Below are 22505 nucleotides of genomic sequence, written 5' to 3'. Positions count from 1 at the left end.
CGCGCTATGCGCCTCCCGTCACGCGCAGCACTTCCTCGAGCGACGTCGCGCCGGCCGCGAGCCAGCGTTCGGCGTCGTCGCGCAGCGTGCGCATCCCTTCCGCGCGGCCGGTGGCCAGAATCTCCGCATCGGCCGCGTTGCGATGGATCAGCGCGCGGATCGAGTCGTCGACCAGCAGCAGCTCGTATACGCCGCGCCGGCCCGCGTAGCCCGAATGCCCGCACTTGTCGCAGCCGACCGGATGCCACAGCGTGCGCCCATCCTCGTGCCGCTCTTCCTTGCAGACGGGGCAGAGCTGCCGCACCAGGCGCTGCGCGAGCACGCCGAGCAGCGACGATGCGAGCAGGTACGGCTCGACACCCATGTCGGTCAGACGCGTGACGGCCGATGCCGCATCGTTCGTGTGCAGCGTCGCGAGCACGAGGTGGCCCGTCAGCGACGCCTGCACCGCGATCTGCGCGGTTTCGAGGTCGCGGATTTCGCCGATCATGATCACGTCCGGATCCTGGCGCAGGATCGAGCGCAGCGCGCGGGCAAAGGTCATCCCGATCCGCTCGTTCACCTGCGTCTGGCCGATGCCGCCGAGGTCGTACTCGATCGGGTCCTCGACGGTCATGATGTTGGTCGTCGCGGTTTCGAGCCGCGACATCGACGCATACAGCGTCGTCGTCTTGCCCGAGCCCGTCGGGCCCGTGACGAGCACGATGCCGTGCGGTCGCGCGATCAGCTTGTCGAACTGGACGAGCGTGTCGCGGCCCATCCCGAGCGCTTCGAGATTCAGGCGCTTCGCATCCTTTTCCAGCAGACGCAGCACCGCGCGCTCGCCGTGCCCGGTCGGCAGCGTCGATACGCGCACGTCGACCGGCCGGCCGCCGACGCGCAGCGTGATGCGGCCGTCCTGCGGCAGGCGTTTCTCGGCGATGTCGAGCTGCGCCATGATCTTGATCCGCGAGATCAGTGCGCCATGCAGCGCCTTCTTCGGGCGCACGACGTCGCGCAGCGTGCCGTCGACGCGAAATCGCACGACCGATGCGTTCTCGAACGGCTCGATGTGAATGTCCGATGCCTGTTCGCGCGCCGCTTGCGTGAGCAGCGCGTTGATCATCCGGATGATCGGCGCGTCGTCTTCCGATTCGAGCAGATCCTCGACTTCGGGAATGTCCTGCATCAGGCGCGACAGGTCGACTTCGCCTTCAACCTCGCCGACCACCTGCGCGGCGCTGCCGTCCTGGCGCGCGTAGGCCTGGTTGATCGCCTGCGCGAGTTCGTCGGCCGGCACGCGGTGCACGGAGATCGAGCCGAAGTTGCGCGCGATCTCCGCGAGCGCGGCGTCGCTCGTGCGTTCGCTGATCCACACCTCGAGCGTGTCGTCGAGCTGGTGCGCGATCAGCACCTGGCCGCTCTTCGCGAAGCCGTACGGCAGCAGGCGCGCGGCGAGCGGCGACGGCGGCTGCCGTTCGCCCGGCGCACCGTCGTGGGCGGAGGACGCGAGCACGTCCGTCACTGCGAGGCTCCCGGCGTGGCGGTCAGCGGCTGTTGCGGCACCGCCTGCTGCGGCACGCTCTGCGGCTGCGCGGGCGTCGCCTCCGGCAACGGCTGGGCCGGAACCGGCGCCACCTGGCGCTGCATCTGCTGGCGACGCATCTTGTCGAGGTCGAACAGGTTCCCGGCGGGCGTGCCGCCCTGGCTCGGACCGAGCGGCATCGGCGGGACGACCGGATCGTCCTTGTCGCGGATCACGTTGTTGTCCGACTTGTACGCGCCCGTCACGCCCTGGATGTAGTCGTAGCGGTTGGCAGTGACTTCCTGCGCGGTGCTGCGATCGGAGATGATCACCGGGCGCAGGAACACCATCAGGTTGGTTTTCGCGCGCACCTTCGATTCCGAACGGAACAGCTGGCCGATCCACGGAATGTCGCCGAGCAGCGGGACCTTGCTGTTCGATACCTGGTAGTTGTCCTGCATCAGGCCGCCGAGCACGATGATCTCGCCGTTGTCGGCCAGGATCGTCGACTGGATCGAGCGCTTCGTGAAGGTCGGGCCGGTCTGCGCGTTGGTGGTACCGCTGACGACCGCCGAATCCTCCGTGTAGAGCTGCAGCTTCAGAATCCCGCCGTCGGTGATCTGCGGCTTCACGTGCAGCGTCAGGCCGACGTCGCGACGGTCGTAGGTATTGAATGCGTTGCTCGTCGTGCCGCTCGTCAGGTTCGAATACGAACCGGTCGCGATCGGCACGTTCTGGCCGACGACGATCTTCGCTTCCTCGTTGTCGAGCGTGATCAGGTTCGGCGTCGACAGCACGTTCGCGTCGCTCACGCCCGCGAAATACTGCAGCAGCGCGCCAAGGCCCTGCACGCCGAACATGTTGTGCAGCCAGCCGATGTTGAGGCCCGGGGTCAGCGTTGCGAGGTTGGCCGCCAGGCCGGGCCCGGTGCTGCCCGCCGCGCCCGTCGTCAGGTTGACGATACTGTTACCCAGGCCGAGCTGGGGGCTCAGGTTCGTGCCGCCGAGAAACTGGCCGCTCGCGACCTGCCACTGGATGCCGAGGTTGCCCTGCGTCGTCGAGTTCAGCTCGACGATCAGCGCTTCGATATAGACCTGCGCACGCCGTGCGTCGAGCTGATCGATCACCGAGCGCAGGTTCCGGTAGACCGGATCGGACGCGGTGATGATGAGCGAGTTGGTGGCCGCGTCGGCCTGGATCATCCCGCCCGGCTGGTTGTCGTCGCCCTTGTCCTTGTCGCCGCCGAGCAGGCCACCGCTGCCGAGCCCGCCGCTGCCCGACGCGCCGCTGCCGTACGACGATGACGACGAACCGCCGAGGCCGCCCGACGGCAGCGGCGGGGTGCCCGACGTACCGGTCGAGAAGTTGCCGCTCGACGAAGAGCCGCCGCCCTGGTTGAAGCTGTTCGCATCGTTGGACGACGCCGACGAGCCGCTGTCGTTGCTGCTCTTGCCGAGCATCCCGCGCAGCGTCTTCGCGAGCTTCACGGCGTCGGCATTGCGCAGCGGCACGACGTGCATGTTGCCGGGCACCGCGCTCGGTGCGTCGAGCTGCTGGGCGAGGCGTTTCGCGGCGACCAGACGCGCGCTGCTCGAGGCGCGGAGCAGCAGCGAGTTGGTGCGCGGATCGGCCGTGACCGTCACCTTCAGCGTCGCATCGCTGTTGCCGATCGCGCCCGGGTCGAGCATCTTCTGAAGCTGCGCGGCGAGGTCGATCGCGTTCGCATTGCGCAGCGGCACGACCTGCACCTGGGCGCCCGCGGCGTTGTCGACGCCCGCGATGATCTGCGCGATGCGGCGCACGTTGTCCGCGTAATCGGTAACGACAATCGTGTTGTTCGCGGGGTAGGCCGTGACCGTGTTGTTCGGCGAGATCAGCGGCCGCAGGACCGGCAGCAGGTTGTTCGCCGATTCGTTGTGCAGCTCGAACACCTGCGTGATCACCTGGTCGCCACGCGCCTGCGGTTTATTGCCGACGTAGGTCGGCACGCCCTGCAGCTTCGCATCGGCCTCGGGCACCACCTTCAGCACCCCGTGATCCTGCACCAGCGCGAAGCCCTGCATGCGCAGCGCCGACTGCAGCGTCTTCAGCGCCTGGTCTTCCGGTACCGACCGTTCGGCCACGAGATTGAGCTGCCCCTTCACGCGGGGGTCGACGATGATCGTCTTGCCGGTTGCGGCGCCGATCGCCTTGGCGACCTGGTCGATATCCGCATTCACGAAATTGAGCGTGACCTGAGCGTAGGCGGCCTGCGAGACGATGATGCCGGCGACCATCAGGGTCGTGGCGATGCGCCGCATAACGAAGCGATTTCTTGTCATGGATGAATGGGTCGATGCCGGCTCAGGCCACTTCCGGCGGTAGTGCTGGGATCCAAGTCCTAAAGGCGCGACATTAGCAGTTTTTCATGTCCGAAATATCACATTGATCCGAGGACTGTCTCACATACGACATGTATCCGGCACACCGTATGCAATATGTAAGATTTCGGCAATGCCCCGGCATTCAGGCCATCGCCGTCGTTTTGCGATGAATCGACACGAAAATGCGGTATAAACGGGCTGCCGCCTTTTGCTTGTCGCCACGTGACGGACTGTCTGTATGATACGGGCGGCGCGTTTCCAGTCGTACGAATAACAGACACGGGTTTTCCCGATCCTTGCGTCATTTCCTTTTCGTTTCCGCAACATGAACAGACGGTTCGCTTCGATCGCGTTGATCGCCGCCGGCGTGTGGTTCGCCTGCGGAAACGCTCGCGCGGATTGTTTCGACGAGGCCGCCCGGTACCAGAAGGTCAATCCGCTGATCCTGCGCGCGATCGCGTGGCAGGAGTCGCGCAACCGGCCCGACGCGCTGAACAAGAATACGAACGGCTCGGTCGACTACGGCCTGATGCAGATCAATTCGATCCACCTGCCGACGCTGTCGCGCTACGGCATCGGCCGCGACACGCTGATGCAGCCGTGCAAGAACGTCTACATCGCCGCGTGGCACCTGCGCCAGAAGATGAATCGCTACGGCAACACATGGCAGGCCGTCGGCGCCTATCATTCCGAAACGCCGTCGCTGCGCGACAAGTACGCGCGGCAGATCGCCTCGATCCTGGCGCAGTGGAAGCTGCTGCCGCCCGAGCAGTGACGCCGCGCCGCAGCGCCAGCTGACGCCGTGGCGCTCGGCCGGCGCGCGTTTGATGCACAATGCGCATCTCACGCCGCGGTTTCGACCGGCTTCGGGCCGATCGCGCCCCGCCAGGGCGCCGCGGCCGCTTTTCCCTCTTTTCCGTTGGTGCAAATCGTTATGAATCCGGCAATGAACCAGCCGTTGCCCGTCACCGTGCTGTCCGGTTTTCTCGGCGCCGGCAAGACCACGCTGCTCAATCACATCCTCGCGAACCGCGCGGGCCTGAAAGTTGCCGTGATCGTCAACGATCTCGCTGCGGTCAACATCGACGCGTCGCTCGTGCGCGATGCGCAGGCGCTGTCGCACGTCGAGGAACGCCTCGTCGAGATGTCGAACGGCTGCATCTGCTGCACGCTGCGCGACGACCTGCTCGTCGAGATCCGCAATCTCGCGGCGGACGGCCGCTTCGATGCGATCGTGATCGAATCGACCGGCATCGCGGAGCCGATGCCGATCGCCGAAACCTTCACGTTCGTCGACGACGACGGCGCGTCGCTGTCGAGCGTCGCGCGCCTCGACACGCTCGTCACCGTGGTCGACGCCTACAATTTCCTGCGCGACTACGGTTCCGACGACGCGCTCGCGACGCGCGGCATCGCCGCATCGGACGAAGACGATCGCACGCTCGTCGAGCTGCTGATCGAGCAGATCGAATTCTGCGACGTGCTGGTGATCAACAAGGCCGACCTCGTCGGCGCGGACGAACTCGCGCGCCTGCAGCACATCCTTGCGCGGCTCAACCCGCGCGCGCATCAGGTCGTGTCGACGTTCGGCAACGTGCCGCTCGACGAAGTGCTGAACACCGGCCGCTTCGATTTCGACGAAGCCGCGAACGCGCCGGGCTGGCTCGCGTCGCTCGATCACGATCACACGCCTTGCGACGATCCCGAGTGCCACGATCCGCATCACGCGCACGTGCATGGCGAAGCCGACGAATTCGGCATCGGCAACTTTGTTTACCGCGCGCGCCGGCCGTTTCATCCGGCGCGACTCTGGGCGCTGCTGCATCAGGAGTGGCCGGGCGTGCTGCGCAGCAAGGGCTTCTTCTGGCTCGCGACGCGCAACGACATCGCCGGTTCGCTGTCGCAGGCGGGCGGCGTGTGCCGGCATGGCCCGGCAGGTCTCTGGTGGGCCGCGCAGGATCGCGCGGAATGGCCGGACGACGACGAGTTGCTCGCCGAAATTCGCACGGAGTGGCAGGGCGACCTCGACGACCGCTCGGTCGGCGATCGCCGTCAGGAACTCGTGCTGATCGGCATCGGCCTCGATGCCGACGCATGGCGCGCGAAACTCGACACGTGCCTGCTCACCGATGCGGAATTCGCGCTCGGCGCGGCGCAATGGACTGCGTTCGACGATCCGTTTCCGGTGTGGGATGTCGATGCGCATGACGACGAAGATCCCGGCGACACGCAGATCGTGCACGCGTAATACGCGGTAAAACCCGGTGAAGACGGTCAGTGAAAAGTAACCGTTAAATCTTGCAAGAGTGACGCGAACTGTGGCAAAAATGTCGCGCGCCCCCAACAAAAAACCCGCCTTCCGGCGGGTTTTTTTCCTGGAACAGGCGCTGAATTAACGCTTGTTGACGGCGTCCTTGAACGCCTTGCCAGCCGTGAACTTGACCGTCTTGGCTGCCGGGATCTTGATGGTTTCGCCCGTCTTCGGGTTGCGGCCCGTACGTGCTGCGCGCTTGCCCGAACCGAAGCTGCCGAAGCCGATCAGCTGAACCGCATCACCCTTCGACACGGCCTTCTTGATGACTTCGAGCAGCGTGTCCAGCGTTTCGCCGGTTTGAGCCTTGCTGGCGCCCGTTTGGGCGGCGACGGCGTCGATCAGTTCCTGTTTGTTCATTAAGGTTCCTTTTTCAGGTTAGGTTTGACACGAACAGCGCGAACGCGCCGATTATACGTGCGCGAACCGTGCCGTCGAGAGTCAGACTCCGACGGCACAGCGCCGAATCCTGGCCCGCGCGACGTGCCGTCCGGCTTGCCGGCGGCCACCCCGCGGTACGGCGTTGCTATGATAGCGCAGCGCAAACCCAATAACGACAAGGGTTTCAAAGATTTTCATCGGTATTTCGCCGAATGAATCGTCGATTGCCCGTTTTTTGACCTGCGCCAACCGGACAGGGTACGCAGCCGGGTCCGCCGTCGCGCAACGCCGTTGGTTTTTGCCAACGGCCCGCCGGACGCCTCCGCGCAATCCCTTGCCAGGCTTGGCTGCCACGTTTTTTGTTTCGCATGCCCGACCGACTCGTTCCCGCCACGCTCGCGTTTCGCGACGACGGCATCCTCGTCTCGCCCGAGTACGGCGACATCTATCACAATGTCGCGGGCGCGCTCGCGCAGGCGAGCCACACGTTCATCGCGGGCAACGCGCTCCCCGCGCGCTGGCAAGGCCGCCGCACGTTCACCATCGTCGAAACGGGATTCGGCGCGGGCGCCAACTTCCTCGCGACCTGGGCCGCCTGGCGCGACGATCCCGCGCGCTGCGAGCGGCTGCATTTCGTGTCGTTCGAGAAACATCCGTTTTCGCGCGACGACCTGCGCCAGGCACTCTCCCATATAGTTGCGAACACAACCATCTCGACAGAAGCGGAGATGCTCGCCGATGCGTGGCCGATGCTCGTTCCAGGGTTTCATCGCCTCGAATTCGACGCCGGCCGGGTCGTGCTCACGCTCGCGCTGGGCGACGCGCGCGAGATGCTGCCGAAACTGGTCGCACGCGCCGATGCGTTCTATCTGGACGGCGTAGCGCCCGCGAAAAGTCCCGATCTCTGGTCGGTCGATGTGTTCCGCGCACTCGCGCGCGTCGCCGCCGACAATGCGACCTTTGCGACGTATTCGAGCGCGGGCGTGGTGAAAAAGGCGCTCCTCGAAGCGGGTTTCACGTACCGCGAGATCACCGGGTTGGCCGGCAAGCATGCGATGCTCGCGGGCGAATATGCACCGCGCTGGCGGATGCGCCGGCACGAACCACCACGCGCATTGCCGGTTGCCGCGCGCGATGCGATCGTGATCGGTGCGGGCCTGGCTGGCTGCGCGATCGTCGAACGGCTCGCCGCACGCGGCTGGAACGTCACGCTGATCGAGCGGCACGCGCGGATCGCGAGCGACGCATCGGGCAATCCGGCCGGTGTATTTCATCCACTGATGACGCGCGACGACAACGTCGCGAGCCGCCTCACACGCAGCGGTTTCCTGCATGCGCTCGCACGCTGGCGCGCGCTCGAGCAGGCAGGCCATGCGTTCGCGCGCAGCACGCGCGGGATGATTCACCTCGCGGAATCGGGCGACGATTTCGTGCGGATGCGCGATGCGTTCGACGCGCTCGGCGCACCGTCCGATTATGTGTCACTGCTCGACACCGACGCCGCACGCGCGCATCTGAACCTGCCCGTCGCACACGGTGGCCTGCTGTTTCCGCACGGCGGCGCCGTATGGCCGGCAGGGCTCTGCGCCGCGCAAGTCGCGGCGGCCGGTGAGCGCGTGAAGCTGCTGGCCGGCACCGAAGTCGATCGACTCGAGCGTGATGGCGACACGTGGCGCGCTGTCGACGCGGCAGGCGCAACGCTCGCCGAAGCGCCGGTCGTCGTGCTTGCGAACGCGGGCGATGCCGTGCGTCTCGCCGGCCTGCGGCATGTCTCGTTGCAGCCGGTGCGCGGCCAGTTGACGCTGCTGCCGCCCGGCAGCACGGCGCCGCTGCCGTGCCCGGCGATCGGCGACGGCTATGCGGTGCCGCTCGACGACGGCACGCTGCTGATCGGTGCAACGTTCGAACCCGACGACCTCGATCCAGCGATGCGCCCCGCCGGACATATCGAAAATATCGAGCGCGTGCGGCATCTGCTGCCCGGCCTGATCGGCGAGTTGCCGGACGTCGGGACGCTGCGCGGGCGCGTCGCATTTCGCTGGGTCGTCGCCGACCGTGTGCCGGTGATCGGCCCGCTTGCGGACGAAGCGCAGACCGTCGCGAACGCACGCGCACTGAGCGGCGCGAAGGCGCGCGACCTGCCTCGCACCGCGGGCCTCTATGGCGCATTCGGCTACGGCTCCCGCGGCCTGGTGTGGGCGGCGCTCGGCGCCGAGCTGATCGCGTCGCAACTCGAAGGCGAGCCGCTGCCGCTCGAGCGTGAGCTCGCCGATGCCGTCGACCCGGCCCGGTTCCTGATCCGCGCGCTGCGCGGCCGCCAGATCGGCTGATCTCGTCAGCCGAATCCTCACAGTGCTTCGATCTTTTCGCGCAAGGTTATCCACTCGATGCTGTGGATAACCGCGCGGAATCCACGCGCGGTTCGTGTGTAATCACAGTGGACGTAAACTGAGCAACTCGGCACAGCCGTCGAGCGGCCCAAAAGTTGCTCAACTCAAACCTCTGTGAGCAAACAGCCTGTGCAACGGGTTATGGCTGTGCCAACGCTTTGATCTTGTTGCGTAAACCGAAGTTATCCACAGAACTGTGCAAGCCTTGTTAACTTCTACTACGTATATATACAAGTAAACCATTGAAACCAAAGACCCTGTGGCGCCTCACAGGGCCGCGAGTCGATTCGATCGGCTCCGGAGCGAAAAAGCTGTGGCACAATCGGTTTCCTTCGCGTTCGTTCGGCCAGGCGCCGAACGTGCTTCAATGGAACGGTCTGCTCGATTTCGAATCTGAATCTTCGAGACTGCGCAGTCCGTTCACACACCAGGCCGACAATCCAGATCGGCAGCCTGAACGACAGTTCCGCCGGACGGCGGAAAAAGGCGGATCCCATGTCCCGCCGTCGTCGACCACAACAATCACATTCGGGGCGATACCCAGCCGGCGTGCATCTCATTTCTGACGCTTGACCCCGCGCCGCTGGCGATTGCTTCCAAAGGAGAAGTCACCACGATGAAGTCGGCGTTTTCATTCCTGCCCAACTGGCCGCTCGCACCGGATGCCGTGTTCTGGGCCGGGCTCGTGTTGTTCGCGGCCGGTCTGTGCGGCGAGCTGTGCTACCGCGCATGGCGGTTGCCGCGCATCACCGGCTATGCGGTGATCGGCCTCGTCGCCGGTTCGTTCGGATTCGGCGTGATCGACGCGAGCACCGACGAAACCTCCCGGCTGCTGATCGACGTCGCGCTCGGGCTGCTGCTGTTCGAGCTCGGCAGCCGTCTCGACCTGAAATGGATTCGCCGCAATCCGTGGCTCATTGCGTCGAGCCTTGCCGAGGCGACACTGACATTCGTGCTCGTGCTGTTCGTGATGCTCGCGCTCGGCGTGTCGGGCATGGTCGCGCTCGTGCTGTCGGCGATCGCGATCGCGACGTCGCCGTCGATGGTGATCCAGCTCAAGACCGAACTGCGCGCGGAAGGGCAGGTGTCGCAGCGCCTCATCACGCTGACCGCGCTGAACAGCGTGTACGCGATCGTGCTGACCAAGCTCGTCACGAGCTGGCTCCACCAGGAGGCGTACGGGAACGTTTTCGCGACGATCCTGCAACCCGTCTACCTGATCGCCGGTTCGTTCATCGTCGCGTACCTGGTCGCGCGTGCATGCAATTACCTGTTCCGCCACATGACCTCGACGATGCGCGACGAGCATTCGTTCGTCGCGCTGTTCGGGCTCGTGATGCTGGCGATCGCGGTGGCGCAGGCGCTGAAGCTGTCGACGCTGCTCACGCTGCTGCTCGCCGGCATCATCGTGAAGAACCTCGAAGCGCGGCCGCAGTTGTGGCCCGAGCATTTCGGCACGGCCGGCTGGCTGCTGACGGTGGTCCTGTTCGTGCTGACGCTCACGTCGTTCACGTGGGGCGACATCGCACTCGGCGGGCTGCTCGCGATCGTGCTGATCGTCACGCGGCTCGTTGCGAAGCTGGCCGGCGTCGTCGCGTTCGCGAAGCCGAGCGGCATCGGGATGAAGCAAGGCATCGCGCTCGGCATCGCGCTCACACCGATGTCCGCGCTGTCGTACCTGCTCGTCGACGACACCTACCAGCTCTATCCGAATTTCGACCCACACCTGCGTGCGATCGTGATGTGCACGATCGTGATCCTGCAGCTCGTCAGCCCGTTCGTCGTCTACCGCTGCCTGTCGGCGGTCAGCGAACGCAGCGACGGCAACTGATTTCCGGAACCTGCCATGGCACTCGAAACTTTCGTCAATTCCGAACCGTTCACGTTCGGCGTCGAACTGGAGATCCAGGTCGTCAACACGCACAACTACGACCTGACCAAGGCGGCATCCGACCTGATGCGCCTGATCCAGGACGAGACCTTCCCCGGCAACATCACGCCCGAAATCACCGAGAGCATGATCGAGCTGTCGACCGGCATCTGCCATTCGCACGAACAGGCGGTCAGCGAGCTGCACGCGATCCGCGACGTGCTCGTGAAGGCGGCCGACCAGCTCAACGTCGGGCTCGCCGGCGGCGGCACGCACGCGTTCCAGCAGTGGAGCGACCGCCAGATCTACGACGCGCCGCGCTTCCAGTACATCTCCGAGCTGTACGGCTATCTCGCGAAGCAGTTCACCGTGTTCGGCCAGCACGTGCACATCGGCTGTCCCGATCCGGACAGCGCGCTGTTCCTGCTGCACTCGATGTCGCGCTTCATTCCGCACTTCATCGCGCTGTCCGCGTCGTCGCCGTTCGTGCAGAACGTCGATACCGGCTTCCATTCGGCGCGCCTGAATTCGGTGTTCGCGTTCCCGCTGTCGGGCCGCGCGCCGTTCGTGCTGACCTGGGACAGCTTCGAGGAGTACTTCACGAAGATGGTCAACACGGGCGTCGTCAACTCGATGAAGGACTTTTACTGGGACATCCGGCCGAAGCCCGGCTACGGGACGATCGAAGTGCGGGTGATGGACACGCCGCTGTCGGTCGATCGCGCGGCCGCGATTGCCTGCTACATCCAGACGCTCGCGCGCTACCTGCTGACCGACCGGCCGCTGAAGCTGTCGGAGGACGACTATCTCGTCTACACATTCAACCGTTTCGAAGCGTGCCGCTTCGGGCTCGAGGGCACCTGCGTCAATCCTCAGACAGGTGAGCGCCGCACGATCGCGGAAGACATCCTCGACACGCTCGACCGGATCGCGCCGCATGCGGCCGCGCTCGGCTCGCGCGCGGCGCTCGACGAGATCGGCGCGCTCGCGAAGGCGCGGGTGAATGACGCATCGTGGTTGAGAACCGTTTTCAAACAGGAAAAATCGCTGAACGAGACGGTCCGTCAGCAGTGCCTGCGCTGGCGTGAATGAAAAAATGTTTTGCAGATTACAGGCTCGACCGCGCGCCGATTCGCTGAACGCCGTTCGACGCCGATTCGTGCGCAGCGCGTCGCCAGTCGTCCTGAAAATCTGTGGATAACCTGATATTCCGCTTCAAAGTCAATGCTCTGCGGGATGGATAACCCGGTGGATCGGTACCATCGGCACGATGGCCGATTCCAACAGGAAAATGTTTGCGCGTTCGGTTGTGGGGTCGGCAGAGATTGCCGGCACAACGAAAAAATCCGGTTATCCAGCGATTTTCCACAGATTGAAGGGGATAACTTAGCTGTGCGATTTTCCGCTCTCGCTTAGAATGTCGGCTTTGCGGACACCGGAACGACCCGTGTCTCACCGGTCGCCGCGAACGCGACCGCCGCGTGTGCCTCGCGACGGCCGTGTCGACGCTCTTCAACGAGCGTCTGTTTTGAGATAGACATTCGATCTCCACACTACGGCTGCTCGGCGATCCGGGCGGCGGCAAAGCGAAAAGACTATGAGCGAAGGCGTTTACGGGAATCAGGCTTCGGGACGTGTGACCCACAGCTTGCTGCGGTTGAGTACGGCCATGCGAAGCCAGGCATGGGATTGGGCGGAAGGTGCAGGCCTCACGCCGACGCAGGGCGAGATCCTCGTGCTGCTGCTGCAACGCAAGGGCCCGATGCGGCTCGGCGAGATCGCCCGCGAGACGCAGCTCACGGCTGCGACCACCAGCGACGCGGTCAGCACGCTCGAGACGAAGGGGCTCGTCGAGAAGCGTCGCGCACTGGACGACGGCCGTGCGCTCGCCGTGCGCCTGTCGGCCCGCGGCCGCACCGCGGCGAAGAAGGCGCTGCAATGGCCTGAATTCCTGACGAAAGCAGTCGGCAAGCTCGGCGCGGACGAGCAGGGCACGCTGTACCGCGCGCTGCTGAAGACGCTGCGCGAGCTGCAGGTGGCCGGTGCGACGCCGCCGCAGCGCATGTGCCTGACGTGCGCGCATTTCCAGCCGGGCAAGCAGTCGAAGAAGACCGTGCATCACTGCGCGGCGCTCGATCTGTCGATGGCCGACAGCGATCTGCGTCTCGACTGTTCGGTGCACGAAGAAGCCGACGCGGCGACGCAAAAGAAGACCTGGAAGTTGTTCGCCGGCTGACGTCCGTCGATCGACCGGGAGGCCGATGATGAACGCTGAAGTGGTGGCGATCCGCCACGTGCATTTCGAGGACCTCGGCAGCTTCGAGCAGGTGCTCGGAGAGCGCGGGCGGCGGGTGCGATACGTCGATGTCGGATCGTCGCGCGTCGAGGCGCTCGACGCGCTCAAGCCGGCGTTGATCGTGATGCTCGGCGGGCCACTCAGCGTGTACGAGGATGCGCAGTATCCGTCGATCGCGCCGCTCGCGGCACTCGTGCGCCAGCGCATCGATGCCGGACTGCCGATCCTCGGCATCTGCCTCGGGGCGCAGTTCATCGCCCGCGCGCTCGGTGCGCGCGTCTATCCGGCTGCGCAGAAGGAACTTGGCTGGGCGCCGCTGACGCTCACCGACGCGGGCCGCGCGTCGCCGCTGCGTCACCTCGACGGCGCGGCGACTTCGATGCTGCACTGGCACGGCGATACGTTCGACCTGCCGGGCGGCGCGATCCATCTTGCATCGACACCGGCGTGCCGCCATCAGGCGTTCGCGTGGGGGCAGCACGTGCTGGCGCTGCAATGTCATCCTGAAATCCGCTCCGACCGCTTCGAACCCTGGCTGATCGGCAACGCCGGCGAAATCGCGTCGACGCCCGGCATCGACGCGCGCCAGTTGCGCGCCGACACCGTTCAGCACGGTCCTGCGCTGGAGACGGCCGCACGACGCATGTTCGGCGAGTGGCTCGACAGCGTCGGGCTTTGATCCCGGGCGAGCGGCACCGCGCGTGACCGGCCCGCGGGCATTGCGGGTCGGCGCACCGCCGCACGCCGCGTGCGCGTTGCCTCGCGGCCGGCTGCACGCCGGCCCTGCCTGACCATCCGCTTACTGCCGAGCCGGCTACGAGCAGGCTTCGAGCCCGCATGCTACGCTGGTCCGCTGTTTCCCTTTCCTGGCGAGCGGCATCCATGACTGCGTTGTTTTCTCCGTTCACGCTGCGCGGCGTGACCCTTCCGAACCGGATCGTGATCTCCCCGATGTGCCAGTACTCGGCCGAGCGCGGCGAGGCGACCGACTGGCACATGATTCACCTCGGCCATCTCGCGCTGTCCGGTGCGGGCTTGCTCTGCATCGAAGCGACCGCCGTTGAACCCGACGGGCGCATCACGGCCGGCGACCTCGGCCTGTGGGACGACGTGACCGAAGCGGCGCTCAAGCCGGTGCTGGCGGCGATCCGCAAGCATTCGCCGGTCCGTGTCGCGATGCAGCTCTCGCATGCGGGGCGCAAGGCGTCGAGCGAGGTGCCGTGGAAGGGTGGCCAGCTCGTGTCCGTCGCCGATGGCGGCTGGCTGCCGCATGCGCCGTCGGCGTTACCGCACAAGGACGGCGAGACGCCGCCGCTCGCGCTCGACGCGGCCGGCCTGAACCGGATCCGCGAGGCGTTCGCTGCCGCAGCGAAGCGCGCCGCGCGCCTCGGCATCGATGCGATCGAGGTGCATGCGGCGCACGGCTATCTGCTGCATCAGTTCCTGTCGCCGCTTTCGAACCAGCGCACCGACGAATACGGCGGCTCGCGAGAAAACCGGATGCGCTTTCCGCTCGAGATCTTCGACATCGTGCGCGCGGCATTTCCGGCGGACCGGCCGGTGGGCGTGCGCGTGTCGGCGACCGACTGGGTCGAGGGCGGCTGGGAACTCGAGGATACGATCGCGTTCGCGCACGAACTGAAGGAGCGCGGCTGCGACTGGATCGACGTGTCGTCCGGCGGCGTGTCGCCGCTGCAGAAGATCCCGCTGTCGCCCGGCTACCAGGTGCCGTTCGCGAAGGCGGTGAAGCGCGCGGTCGGGATGCCGACGATCGCGGTCGGCCTCATCAACGAGCCCGCGCATGCGAACCAGCTGATCGAGGCCGGCGACGCCGATTTCGTCGCGATGGCGCGCGCGATGCTGTACGACCCGCGCTGGCCGTGGCATGCGGCCGCCGAGCTCGGCGCACAGGTGTCGGCGCCGCCGCAGTACTGGCGTTCGCAGCCCCGCGAGCACAAGGCGTTGTTCGGCGACATCGCATTCGGCCAGCGCTGAGCGGCATGCGCGCGATATTGCGCGCGATGTTGAACGAAGCAATCGTGAACGTGTAGGATGCGGGTGATTCGCCGCATGCCCCGACGCGGCACCCACCGGTGCCGCGTTTTCGTTTCGCGCGACGTTGAGTCGCACAAGTCGAAAGCGCGGCTGTCTTCCATTCAAGTCGTCTTCAAAGGATTCGTTCGATGAGTTCACGCAGGATCGCGGTGCGCCGCTCGGGAGTACACGGCAAGGGCGTGTTCGCGGTGGCGCCGATCAAGGCCGGCGAACGCGTAGTGGAATACAAGGGCGAGCGAATTTCGTGGAAGGAAGCGCTGCGCCGCCATCCGCACGACCCGAACGAGCCGAACCATACGTTCTACTTCGCACTGGAAGAGGGCGGCGTGATCGACGGCAAGATCGACGGCAACAGCGCGCGCTGGATCAACCATTCGTGCGCGCCGAACTGCGAGGCCGAGGAGATCGAGGGCCGCGTGTTCATCCATGCGCTGCGCGATATCGGGCCAGAAGAAGAGCTGTTCTACGACTATGGCCTCGTGATCGACGAGAAGCTGACGAAGAAGCTCAAGCGCGAATACGCGTGCCATTGCGGCGCGGCCGCGTGTCGCGGCACGCTGCTCGCCACGCCGGACGACGACGGCAAGAAGAAAAAGAAGAAGGACAGGAAGTCGGAGTCCGACGCGAAGGACAAGAAAAAGAAGAAGTGACCGGCGCGGCCGCGCATCGTGCGCGGCTGCTTCACCTTCACCAGGATGGCCGCCGCGCGGCCGTCCGTCCTGCCCGATACGGGCCAGCACGCGCCTCAGTGCGTCGGCGCGGCGGCCGGCGTCTCGCTCGCCGGCTTCGCGGTGCGCTTGGCGAGCGGCACCCGCACCACGAAACGCGAGCCGCCTCCCGCTGCATCCTCGTACGACACCGTGCCGCCGTGCATCGCGATGATGTCGTGCACGATCGCGAGGCCGAGCCCGGCGCCCGTCTCGACGCCGTTGCCACTCTGCGCATCGCCGCGGAAGAAGCGCTTGAACAGGTCGGCCTGCTGGCTGGCCGGCACGCCCGGGCCGTTGTCCTCGACGACGATCTCGGCGGCTGGCTGGCCGTTCTCGAGCGCGCCGCGTGCGACGTTCACCGTGATCCGCGCGCCCGCCGGCCGTGCGAGCGGCACGTATTTCAGCGCATTGTCGAGCAGGTTCGCGATCACTTCGCGCAGCAGCACGGGGTTGCCGCGCACGTTCAGCGTTTCGTCTTCGCCGGGATCGTCGCTGCGCTGGAAGCCGAGATCGACATGCGAGGCGAGTGCGCGCGGCACCCACTCGGCGCCCGTCTCGAACGCCATCGCGGCCAGGTCGACGTCGACGAAACGCGCGGCCTGTTCGCCCGGCTCCGCACGCGCGAGCGACAGCAGCTGGTTCGACAGCCGCACCGCGCGGTCGGCGGCCGCGCGCAGTTCGCGCACGGCGGCGTAGGTCTGCTGCGGGTCGCGCGCGACGGCGGCCTGTTCCGCATGCAGCTTCACGGCCGTGAGCGGCGTGCGCAACTGGTGCGCGGCATCGGCGATGAACTTGCGCTGCGCGTCGAGCGCGGTCTTCAGGCGGCCGAGCAGCGCGTTCATCGCGCTCGTCAGCGGCCGGATCTCGAGCGGCACGTCGGTTTCGTCGACCGGCTCCAGCGACGTGTGGGTCTGCCGGTTCAGCGAATCGGCGAGATGCGTGAGCGGGCCGAGCTGCTGGTTCACGACCCGCCACACGATGCCCCAGCCCGCGAGCAGCAACAGCAACAGCGGCATCATGATCGCGACGAGGAATTCGGCCGCGATCCGGTAACGGTGGCGCACCGGCTGCGCGACTTCGACCACCATCGGCTTGCCGCCCTCGACATTGTCGACACGCACCTGCGCGACGCGCACCGCGCGATTGTCGTACTCGGCCTCGAACACGTACGCGTGATGCATGCGGCGCACGTTGATGCCGCGCAGCGGCAGCTTCGGGTCGCCGGCGAGTTCCTGTTCGCCGTCGCTGATCCGGTAGATCAGCGCTTCCGCCGGATCGGAGAACATCGCCTGCGCGAGCGGCGGCACCGTGAACGGCGCGTCGGGGCCGGCGATCTGGATCTGTTTGGAGATGGCGGTGGCGAGATCGGCGAGCGAGCGGTCGATCACGTGCTGCGTGTATTGCCACGCGAGCCAGTAGGCGATCAGGCCGCTCATCAGCGCGAGCATCGACAGCGGCGCGGCGAGGCGCCGAAGCAGCGAGCGGCGCAGGCTGGTGGTGACAGCCGGATCAGAAGACATTTCGACGGGCAAATGGATAAGCGCCGCTCACGGGGAGCGGCGCGGACGTGCGTCGGACGGCGACGCGGGCAGGGCGGCTTGCCGGCGGCACGCGGCCGGCCGGCGTGCGGCGCCGCTCAGACGCTCGCGGTCTGGCGGATTTCCTGCAGCAGGTAGCCGAAGCCGCGCACCGTGACGATTTCGACACGGCACTGCTCCAGTTTCTTGCGCACCCGGTGCACGTAAACTTCGATCGCGGTGTCGCCGAGATCGCCGCCGAAGTGCGTGAGGTGATCCTGCAGCTGGGCCTTGCTGACCACACGGCCGTGACGCAGCAGCAGCATTTCGAGCACCGCGAATTCGCGCGGCGACAGTTCCAGCGGCTTGTCGTCGTTGAAGATGCGGCGATCGACGCCCGACAGGCGGACGCCGCCGAGCGACACTTCCGGACGCGGCATGTCGCTGTGCGGGCCGCTGCGGCGCATCACCGCGCGGATGCGCGCTTCGAGCTCGGCCGGCTCGAACGGCTTGAGCATGTAATCGTCGGCGCCGGAGTTCAGGCCCTGAATCCGGTCGTTCAATTCGTCGCGCGCGGTCAGCACGATGACCGGCGTGTGGCGATTGGTCTGGCGAAAGCGTGTGAGCAGCGTCATACCGTCGATGCCCGGCAGGCCGAGGTCGAGGATCACGAGTTCGTGGCGGTTTTGTGCCAGCGCCTGTTCGGCAAAGATGCCGTCATGCACCATGTCGACGGTGAAGCCAGCCTGCTCGAGGCTGCTCTGGATACCGCGTGCGATGGGGCGGTCGTCTTCGATCAGAAGGAGTCGCATGAAGTTCGCTCAAGTACAATGGGTTGGCGGTTCAGGCACGCGGACAGCACGACGCCGTTTCCACAGGGGCGACGCATCGCCTGACAATCAAGCATGGCGGCCAGCGAACGATTAAATCCAATCATGTCCGATATTTCGATTCACGACCTCGAAGCCGCGATCAATTTCTGGCGCGCCCGCTCGCCGTCGAGCGGCGACGAACTCAAACTCTGCGAAGAGGCCAGCGCGCTCTCCAAGCCGTATGCGCTGCTGATTGTACAGCGCGAAGGCGCGCTGCAACTGGAAGGTTTGGACCCCAAGGCGCGGAAAGCGTACGAGACTTACGTGCGCCTTAAGGATGGCTTGGAAAGCTGAAGGCTTTCGCTGAGTACATCCTAGAAAACGTTCATCGAAATGAAAAGTTGACGCGCCGCGCGTCGAAAGATGCGCGGCGGTAGAGGAAGGTCTCAGGCGGCCGGATTGGTGTGTGCGCACACCTGGTCGATGAACGTTGCGAGCGCGATGTCGCGTTCGGTCAGGCCGTCCGCGTCGTGGGTCGACAGCGTCACGTCGACGCGGTTGTACACGTTGAACCATTCCGGATGGTGGTTCATTTCCTGCGCCTTGATCGCGACACGCGTCATGAAGCCGAAGGCCTCGTTGAAATCGGCAAAGCGCAGGCTGCGCTGGATCGCGTCGCGGCCCGGCACGGCCGTCCAGTGAGGCAGGCCTTCGAGTCGGGTCTTGCGTTCTTCTGATGTGAGCTTGTGAATCATGTTGCACCTCGTTCGGTAACGGCGCCCGCACGCGGGCAGAGGCCACGCGGCAAAACCGGTACCGGTCATTGTTTCATAGTTGCGGGATGGCCATCCGGCAACGGGCATCCGGAAGCGGGCGCCGGCGCGCGAATCATGCCGGCGTGGCCCGCGGCCTTACGCGTCGGCGTCGTCCGGCCAGCCTTCGCCCGTGCCGCGATGCAGCACGAGATCGCGGTCGACCACCGCGCCGGCCGGGAACTCGGACAACGGGGCCAGCCGGTCGGCCAGCGCACGGCCATCGACGTCAGCCAGCGCGAACAACTGCGCGAAATCATCGATCACGAAGTAGGTCTTCTGGAACGTGTCGATCCGGTAGCGCGTGCGCATCACGCGCTCGAGGTCGAAACCGAGCCGGTTCGGCGCCGCGCTTTCGAGGCTGTACAGGCTCTCGCCCTTGCTCGACACGATCCCGGCGCCGTAAATCGACAGTCCGTTCGTGCCATTCGTGTCGCGGATCAGTCCGAACTCCACCGTATACCAGTAGAGGCGCGCCAGGCGCGCGAGCGCCGCTTCGTCGTCCGCGACCGCGAGCGCGGTGCGGCCGTATGCCTGCATGTAGTCAGCGAACACCGGCTCGATCAGGAGCGGCACGTGGCCGAACAGGTCGTGGAAGCAGTCGGGTTCCTGCAGGTAGTCGAGCTGATCGGGGCGGCGCATCCACCAGGTGACCGGAAACCGCCGGTTCGCGAGGTGCTCGAAGAACACGCGATCGGGCACGAGGCCCGGCACGGCGACGATCTCCCAGCCGGTGGCCGGCTTCAGCTGGCGATTCACGTCGGCGAACGACGGCACGCGATCGGCCGGCAGGTCGATCTTCCAGAGCCCTGCGATGAACGCGCCGCATGCGCGTCCGCGCAGCAGCGCCGACTGGCGCGCATAGAGCTGCTGCCACACCGCGTGGTCGACCTGGCCGTAGCGTTCGAGCGGCTGGTCGATGGTGAAATCGGCGCGGGTTTCGAGGCCCGCGTCGAACTGCTCCTGCAGTTTCGCGGTGACGACGGTGGACATGGTGAGGCTCTGCACGCTGTGGTTGGGAACCATGCAAGTGTAGAGCGAGTGGCGTGCGGAATGAGCGCAAAGATGGCGTGAATTCGCCTGTTGATGCGATAATCGCGCATCAAAACAGGAATCAATGCGGAGAACGCTCATGCTGGAACTCGATCACTTCGATCTCGCGCTTCTCGACGTGCTGCAGCGCTTCGGCCGTGCGACGCACCAGCAGCTCGGCGAGGAGGTGCCGCTGTCGCCGTCGCAGATCGGCCGGCGGCTGCAGCGGCTCGAGGCGGCCGGCGTGATTGAAGGCTACCGCGTGATGCTGCGCCCCGAAAAGCTCGGGCTCGGCGTCACGGCGTTCACGAGCCTGAAGCTCAAGCACCACGGCGATTCGATCATCGAGCAGTTCCAGCAACAGATCGACGTGTTGCCCGAAGTGCTCGAATGTCATGCGGTGGTCGGCGACGCCGACTATCTGCTGCGGATCGTCGCGCCGGATCTCAACGCGCTGTCCCAGTTCGTGATGAAGAAGCTGATGCGCGTGCCGGGCGTCGACAGCGTGCGCTCGAACATCGTGCTGACGACCTTCAAGCGCAACGGCGCGCTGCCGCTCGCGCACCTGGCGCCCGGCGCCGCCTGACGCGGCGGCCGGGCCGGCGGCGGGGCGCGAGGCGCCGCCGCGGACAGGGCCAGATCAGGCCGCTTCGGATCGTGCGTCGGCGTTCAGCAGGTCGACGTACGCGACCGCGACGAGATCCTCCTGCGCCACGCCGAGCTTCTCGAACACGTCATGGGCCTCGGCTTCGCCGCCGGCTTCGTCGTCGTCGGGACCGAGCACCACTTCCAGTTCGATGAAGTCGCCGAGGCCGTCGACGCGGTCGAGATGGATTCGCGTGCGGCCGACGAGGTACACGTGCCGTTCCTTCGTCACGATTCCGCGCGTGGTGAGCGCGGTCGCGAGCAGCGAGTGCATCGCGTCCGGGTTCGTCACCGGGCTGCGCGTGTAGTACGACGCCTTCGGCCCGTCACGGTCGTCGCGCTGGTAGAAGATCAGTTCGGCCGGCGTGCCGTCCTCGAAGCGGCGCAGCTTCAGCCGGCCGCGCGGCACGTCGTAGAAGAAATCCTGCTGGCGGTAGAAGAGCGGCGCTTCGGCGGCGAGCCTGGCCGCCTGTTCGCGCAGCCGGTCGAATTCGCGGGCGCGGGCTTTGATCTCGATGTTGCGGGCCATGCGGGTCTCCTTCAATCAGGGGTCTCGCGGTGTGCGAAGGCACAATCTAGCAAAAAGCCTGCGATGGTGGCGTGACGCGCAAGCGGGAAGCGGCGACGCGATGCGGGGCACGCGATTCGAGCCCGTTCGCGATAACACCCGTCACCTGCGGGCGTCGATTGGACACCCGCGGCGCGTCGCACGCCTGCGTCCTGAGCCCGATGCACGACCGGCCGCATCGGCATCAGCGGCATTCATATCGCCCATTGGGTCTCGATCAGCCGCAGCGCGGCGGCGATCGCCGGTTCGGCGCGCCGCGCGGCGAGCGTCACGAAGGTCAGCTCGGTCGGCACCGTCACGTGTTCGACGATGGCCAGCGCATGCGCGTGCGCTTCGGCCAGCGCGGTCGAGTCGCGCGCGAGCGTCAACCCGATCCCCGATTTCACGAGATCGAGCATCGATTGCTCCTGGTCGACCTCGGCGACCTTCACAGGTTGCGCGCCGGCCGCCGCGAACAGCCGCGACAGCAGCCGGTGATGGGCGGACGCCGGCGGCGTCCAGATCCACGGCAGCGCAGCGAGCGCGCGCCAGTCGTGCGCGCGCTGCACGCGCTCCTTCCAGCCGGCCGGCGCGAGCACGCGGTACTGGAAACGTGTGAGCGTGATCGTGTGGAACAGCGTGTCGTCGCGCGGATCGTCCTCGTCGGGCCGGCCGATGTAATAGCCGACGTCGAGCGCCTGCGCACGCACCTGTTCGAGCACCCAGCCGGACATCCCGTGCCGTAATGCGGTTTCTATCTGCGGATGGGTTTCGACCAGCGCGCGCAGGAAGCCGCCGAGCCGCAGGAAGCCGGGATCGAGGATCGTGCCGATCCGCAGCCGGCCGCGCACCTCGTGCCGCAGCGCAGCAGCGGCGCGCTGCACGTCGGCGGCCGCGGCCAGCGCGCGCTCGGCGTGCGGCAGCAGGGTCTGGCCGTCGCGCGTGAGCGCAAGCCCGCGCGACGTGCGCGTAAACAGCGTGACGCCGAGCGTTTCCTGCAGATGCTTGATCTGCAGGCTGACGGCCGGCTGCGTCAGGTGCAGCTGCACGGCGGCGCGCGTCAGGTTGCCTTCGCGGGCGACCGTCGCGAACGCACGGAGCAGGGTGAGATCCATCGTCGTGATATGAGTGCAGCTTATAACGCGATTCAGCATAACTCATTGGATCGGCGGCGGGCGGCCGGAGTACGCTTCATCGACCGCATCGCCCGCGCCGCACTATGCTGAAAGCGACGCGCGGAATCGCGCGCGCGGTGCACAA

20 protein-coding genes are annotated in these 22505 nt (G+C 66.2%); 11 read left to right on the top strand and 9 right to left on the bottom strand.

Going from position 1 to position 22505, the window contains the following annotated elements; all coding sequences use genetic code 11:
* Nucleotides 1–4 precede the first annotated feature (4 nt).
* Nucleotides 5–1504, bottom strand: coding sequence for a type II secretion system ATPase GspE (gspE, locus tag BTE28158_RS18745; protein WP_059602146.1), 1500 nt, complete (start codon nt 1502–1504; stop codon nt 5–7).
* Nucleotides 1501–3825, bottom strand: coding sequence for a type II secretion system secretin GspD (gene gspD, locus BTE28158_RS18740; RefSeq protein WP_151049755.1), 2325 nt, complete (start codon nt 3823–3825; stop codon nt 1501–1503). Before gspD ends, gspE begins: the two co-directional genes overlap by 4 nt.
* A 367-nt stretch (nt 3826–4192) precedes the next feature.
* Here gspD and BTE28158_RS18735 point away from each other — a divergent pair, with 367 nt between their 5' ends.
* Both BTE28158_RS18735 and BTE28158_RS18730 read left to right on the top strand, forming a co-directional pair.
* Complete coding sequence (locus BTE28158_RS18735; RefSeq protein ID WP_059602140.1) at nt 4193–4642, top strand: lytic transglycosylase domain-containing protein; 450 nt, start codon at nt 4193–4195, stop codon at nt 4640–4642.
* Nucleotides 4643–4801: 159 nt separating this feature from the next.
* Nucleotides 4802–6115, top strand: a complete 1314-nt coding sequence (locus tag BTE28158_RS18730; RefSeq protein WP_124627879.1) for a GTP-binding protein — start codon at nt 4802–4804, stop codon at nt 6113–6115.
* Between the two features lie 144 nt (nt 6116–6259).
* Here BTE28158_RS18730 and BTE28158_RS18725 read toward each other — a convergent pair whose 3' ends face one another.
* Entirely contained in the window at nt 6260–6538 is a 279-nt protein-coding gene (locus BTE28158_RS18725; protein ID WP_006401505.1) for an HU family DNA-binding protein, read from the bottom strand.
* A gap of 389 nt (nt 6539–6927) precedes the next feature.
* On the opposite strand from BTE28158_RS18725, the gene mnmC reads away from it, so the two are divergent.
* The 7 genes from mnmC (at nt 6928) to BTE28158_RS18690 (ending at nt 15820) form a co-directional block, all read left to right on the top strand.
* Nucleotides 6928–8889 carry a bifunctional tRNA (5-methylaminomethyl-2-thiouridine)(34)-methyltransferase MnmC2/FAD-dependent 5-carboxymethylaminomethyl-2-thiouridine(34) oxidoreductase MnmC1 gene (gene mnmC / locus BTE28158_RS18720; RefSeq protein ID WP_151049753.1) on the top strand — a complete coding sequence of 654 codons (1962 nt, stop codon included), beginning with the start codon at nt 6928–6930 and terminating at the stop codon, nt 8887–8889.
* A gap of 676 nt (nt 8890–9565) precedes the next feature.
* Nucleotides 9566–10780, top strand: coding sequence for a cation:proton antiporter (locus BTE28158_RS18715; RefSeq protein ID WP_151049751.1), 1215 nt, complete (start codon nt 9566–9568; stop codon nt 10778–10780).
* A gap of 15 nt (nt 10781–10795) precedes the next feature.
* A complete protein-coding gene (locus BTE28158_RS18710) occupies nt 10796–11911 on the top strand; it encodes a YbdK family carboxylate-amine ligase (RefSeq protein WP_151049750.1) in 1116 nt (371 codons plus the stop codon).
* Nucleotides 11912–12416: 505 nt separating this feature from the next.
* Nucleotides 12417–13055, top strand: coding sequence for a MarR family winged helix-turn-helix transcriptional regulator (locus BTE28158_RS18705; protein WP_059602129.1), 639 nt, complete (start codon nt 12417–12419; stop codon nt 13053–13055).
* Between the two features lie 28 nt (nt 13056–13083).
* Nucleotides 13084–13794, top strand: a complete 711-nt coding sequence (locus BTE28158_RS18700; RefSeq protein ID WP_151049759.1) for a glutamine amidotransferase — start codon at nt 13084–13086, stop codon at nt 13792–13794.
* 203 nt (nt 13795–13997) lie between these two features.
* Nucleotides 13998–15110: an NADH:flavin oxidoreductase/NADH oxidase gene (locus BTE28158_RS18695; RefSeq protein ID WP_059602125.1), complete on the top strand. Its 1113-nt coding sequence runs from the start codon at nt 13998–14000 to the stop codon at nt 15108–15110.
* A gap of 188 nt (nt 15111–15298) precedes the next feature.
* Nucleotides 15299–15820 (top strand): SET domain-containing protein, encoded by a 522-nt coding sequence (locus tag BTE28158_RS18690; protein WP_059602123.1) that lies wholly within the window; start codon nt 15299–15301, stop codon nt 15818–15820.
* Nucleotides 15821–15915: 95 nt separating this feature from the next.
* Here BTE28158_RS18690 and BTE28158_RS18685 read toward each other — a convergent pair whose 3' ends face one another.
* The gene (locus tag BTE28158_RS18685) at nt 15916–17400 is read right to left on the bottom strand and encodes a sensor histidine kinase (protein WP_151049748.1); all 1485 of its coding nucleotides are present in this window, start codon (nt 17398–17400) and stop codon (nt 15916–15918) included.
* Nucleotides 17401–17516: 116 nt separating this feature from the next.
* Nucleotides 17517–18209, bottom strand: coding sequence for a response regulator (locus tag BTE28158_RS18680; protein ID WP_006401494.1), 693 nt, complete (start codon nt 18207–18209; stop codon nt 17517–17519).
* A 123-nt stretch (nt 18210–18332) separates the two neighbouring features.
* Here BTE28158_RS18680 and BTE28158_RS18675 point away from each other — a divergent pair, with 123 nt between their 5' ends.
* Complete coding sequence (locus tag BTE28158_RS18675; RefSeq protein ID WP_006756491.1) at nt 18333–18563, top strand: DUF3717 domain-containing protein; 231 nt, start codon at nt 18333–18335, stop codon at nt 18561–18563.
* A 92-nt stretch (nt 18564–18655) separates the two neighbouring features.
* Here the strand turns inward: BTE28158_RS18675 and BTE28158_RS18670 are convergent, their stop codons facing one another.
* Together BTE28158_RS18670 and phhA are read right to left on the bottom strand one after the other, a co-directional pair.
* The gene (locus BTE28158_RS18670) at nt 18656–18964 is read right to left on the bottom strand and encodes a 4a-hydroxytetrahydrobiopterin dehydratase (RefSeq protein ID WP_151049746.1); all 309 of its coding nucleotides are present in this window, start codon (nt 18962–18964) and stop codon (nt 18656–18658) included.
* A gap of 156 nt (nt 18965–19120) precedes the next feature.
* On the bottom strand, nt 19121–20047 hold the full coding sequence (gene phhA, locus BTE28158_RS18665; protein WP_151049743.1) for a phenylalanine 4-monooxygenase: 927 nt from the start codon (nt 20045–20047) through the stop codon (nt 19121–19123).
* A gap of 106 nt (nt 20048–20153) precedes the next feature.
* On the opposite strand from phhA, the gene BTE28158_RS18660 reads away from it, so the two are divergent.
* Nucleotides 20154–20639 carry an Lrp/AsnC family transcriptional regulator gene (locus tag BTE28158_RS18660; protein ID WP_006408082.1) on the top strand — a complete coding sequence of 162 codons (486 nt, stop codon included), beginning with the start codon at nt 20154–20156 and terminating at the stop codon, nt 20637–20639.
* 54 nt (nt 20640–20693) lie between these two features.
* Here the strand turns inward: BTE28158_RS18660 and BTE28158_RS18655 are convergent, their stop codons facing one another.
* Together BTE28158_RS18655 and BTE28158_RS18650 are read right to left on the bottom strand one after the other, a co-directional pair.
* A complete protein-coding gene (locus BTE28158_RS18655; protein WP_151052713.1) occupies nt 20694–21227 on the bottom strand; it encodes a class IV adenylate cyclase in 534 nt (177 codons plus the stop codon).
* Nucleotides 21228–21460: 233 nt separating this feature from the next.
* Nucleotides 21461–22360 carry a LysR family transcriptional regulator gene (locus BTE28158_RS18650; RefSeq protein ID WP_174920010.1) on the bottom strand — a complete coding sequence of 300 codons (900 nt, stop codon included), beginning with the start codon at nt 22358–22360 and terminating at the stop codon, nt 21461–21463.
* Between the last annotated feature and the right edge of the window lie 145 nt (nt 22361–22505).

This window comes from Burkholderia diffusa (assembly GCF_902499115.1).
GTDB lineage: Bacteria > Pseudomonadota > Gammaproteobacteria > Burkholderiales > Burkholderiaceae > Burkholderia > Burkholderia diffusa.
The sequence above is the reverse complement of the archived record's forward strand: the minus strand, read 5'-3'. Positions and strand labels throughout refer to the sequence as shown.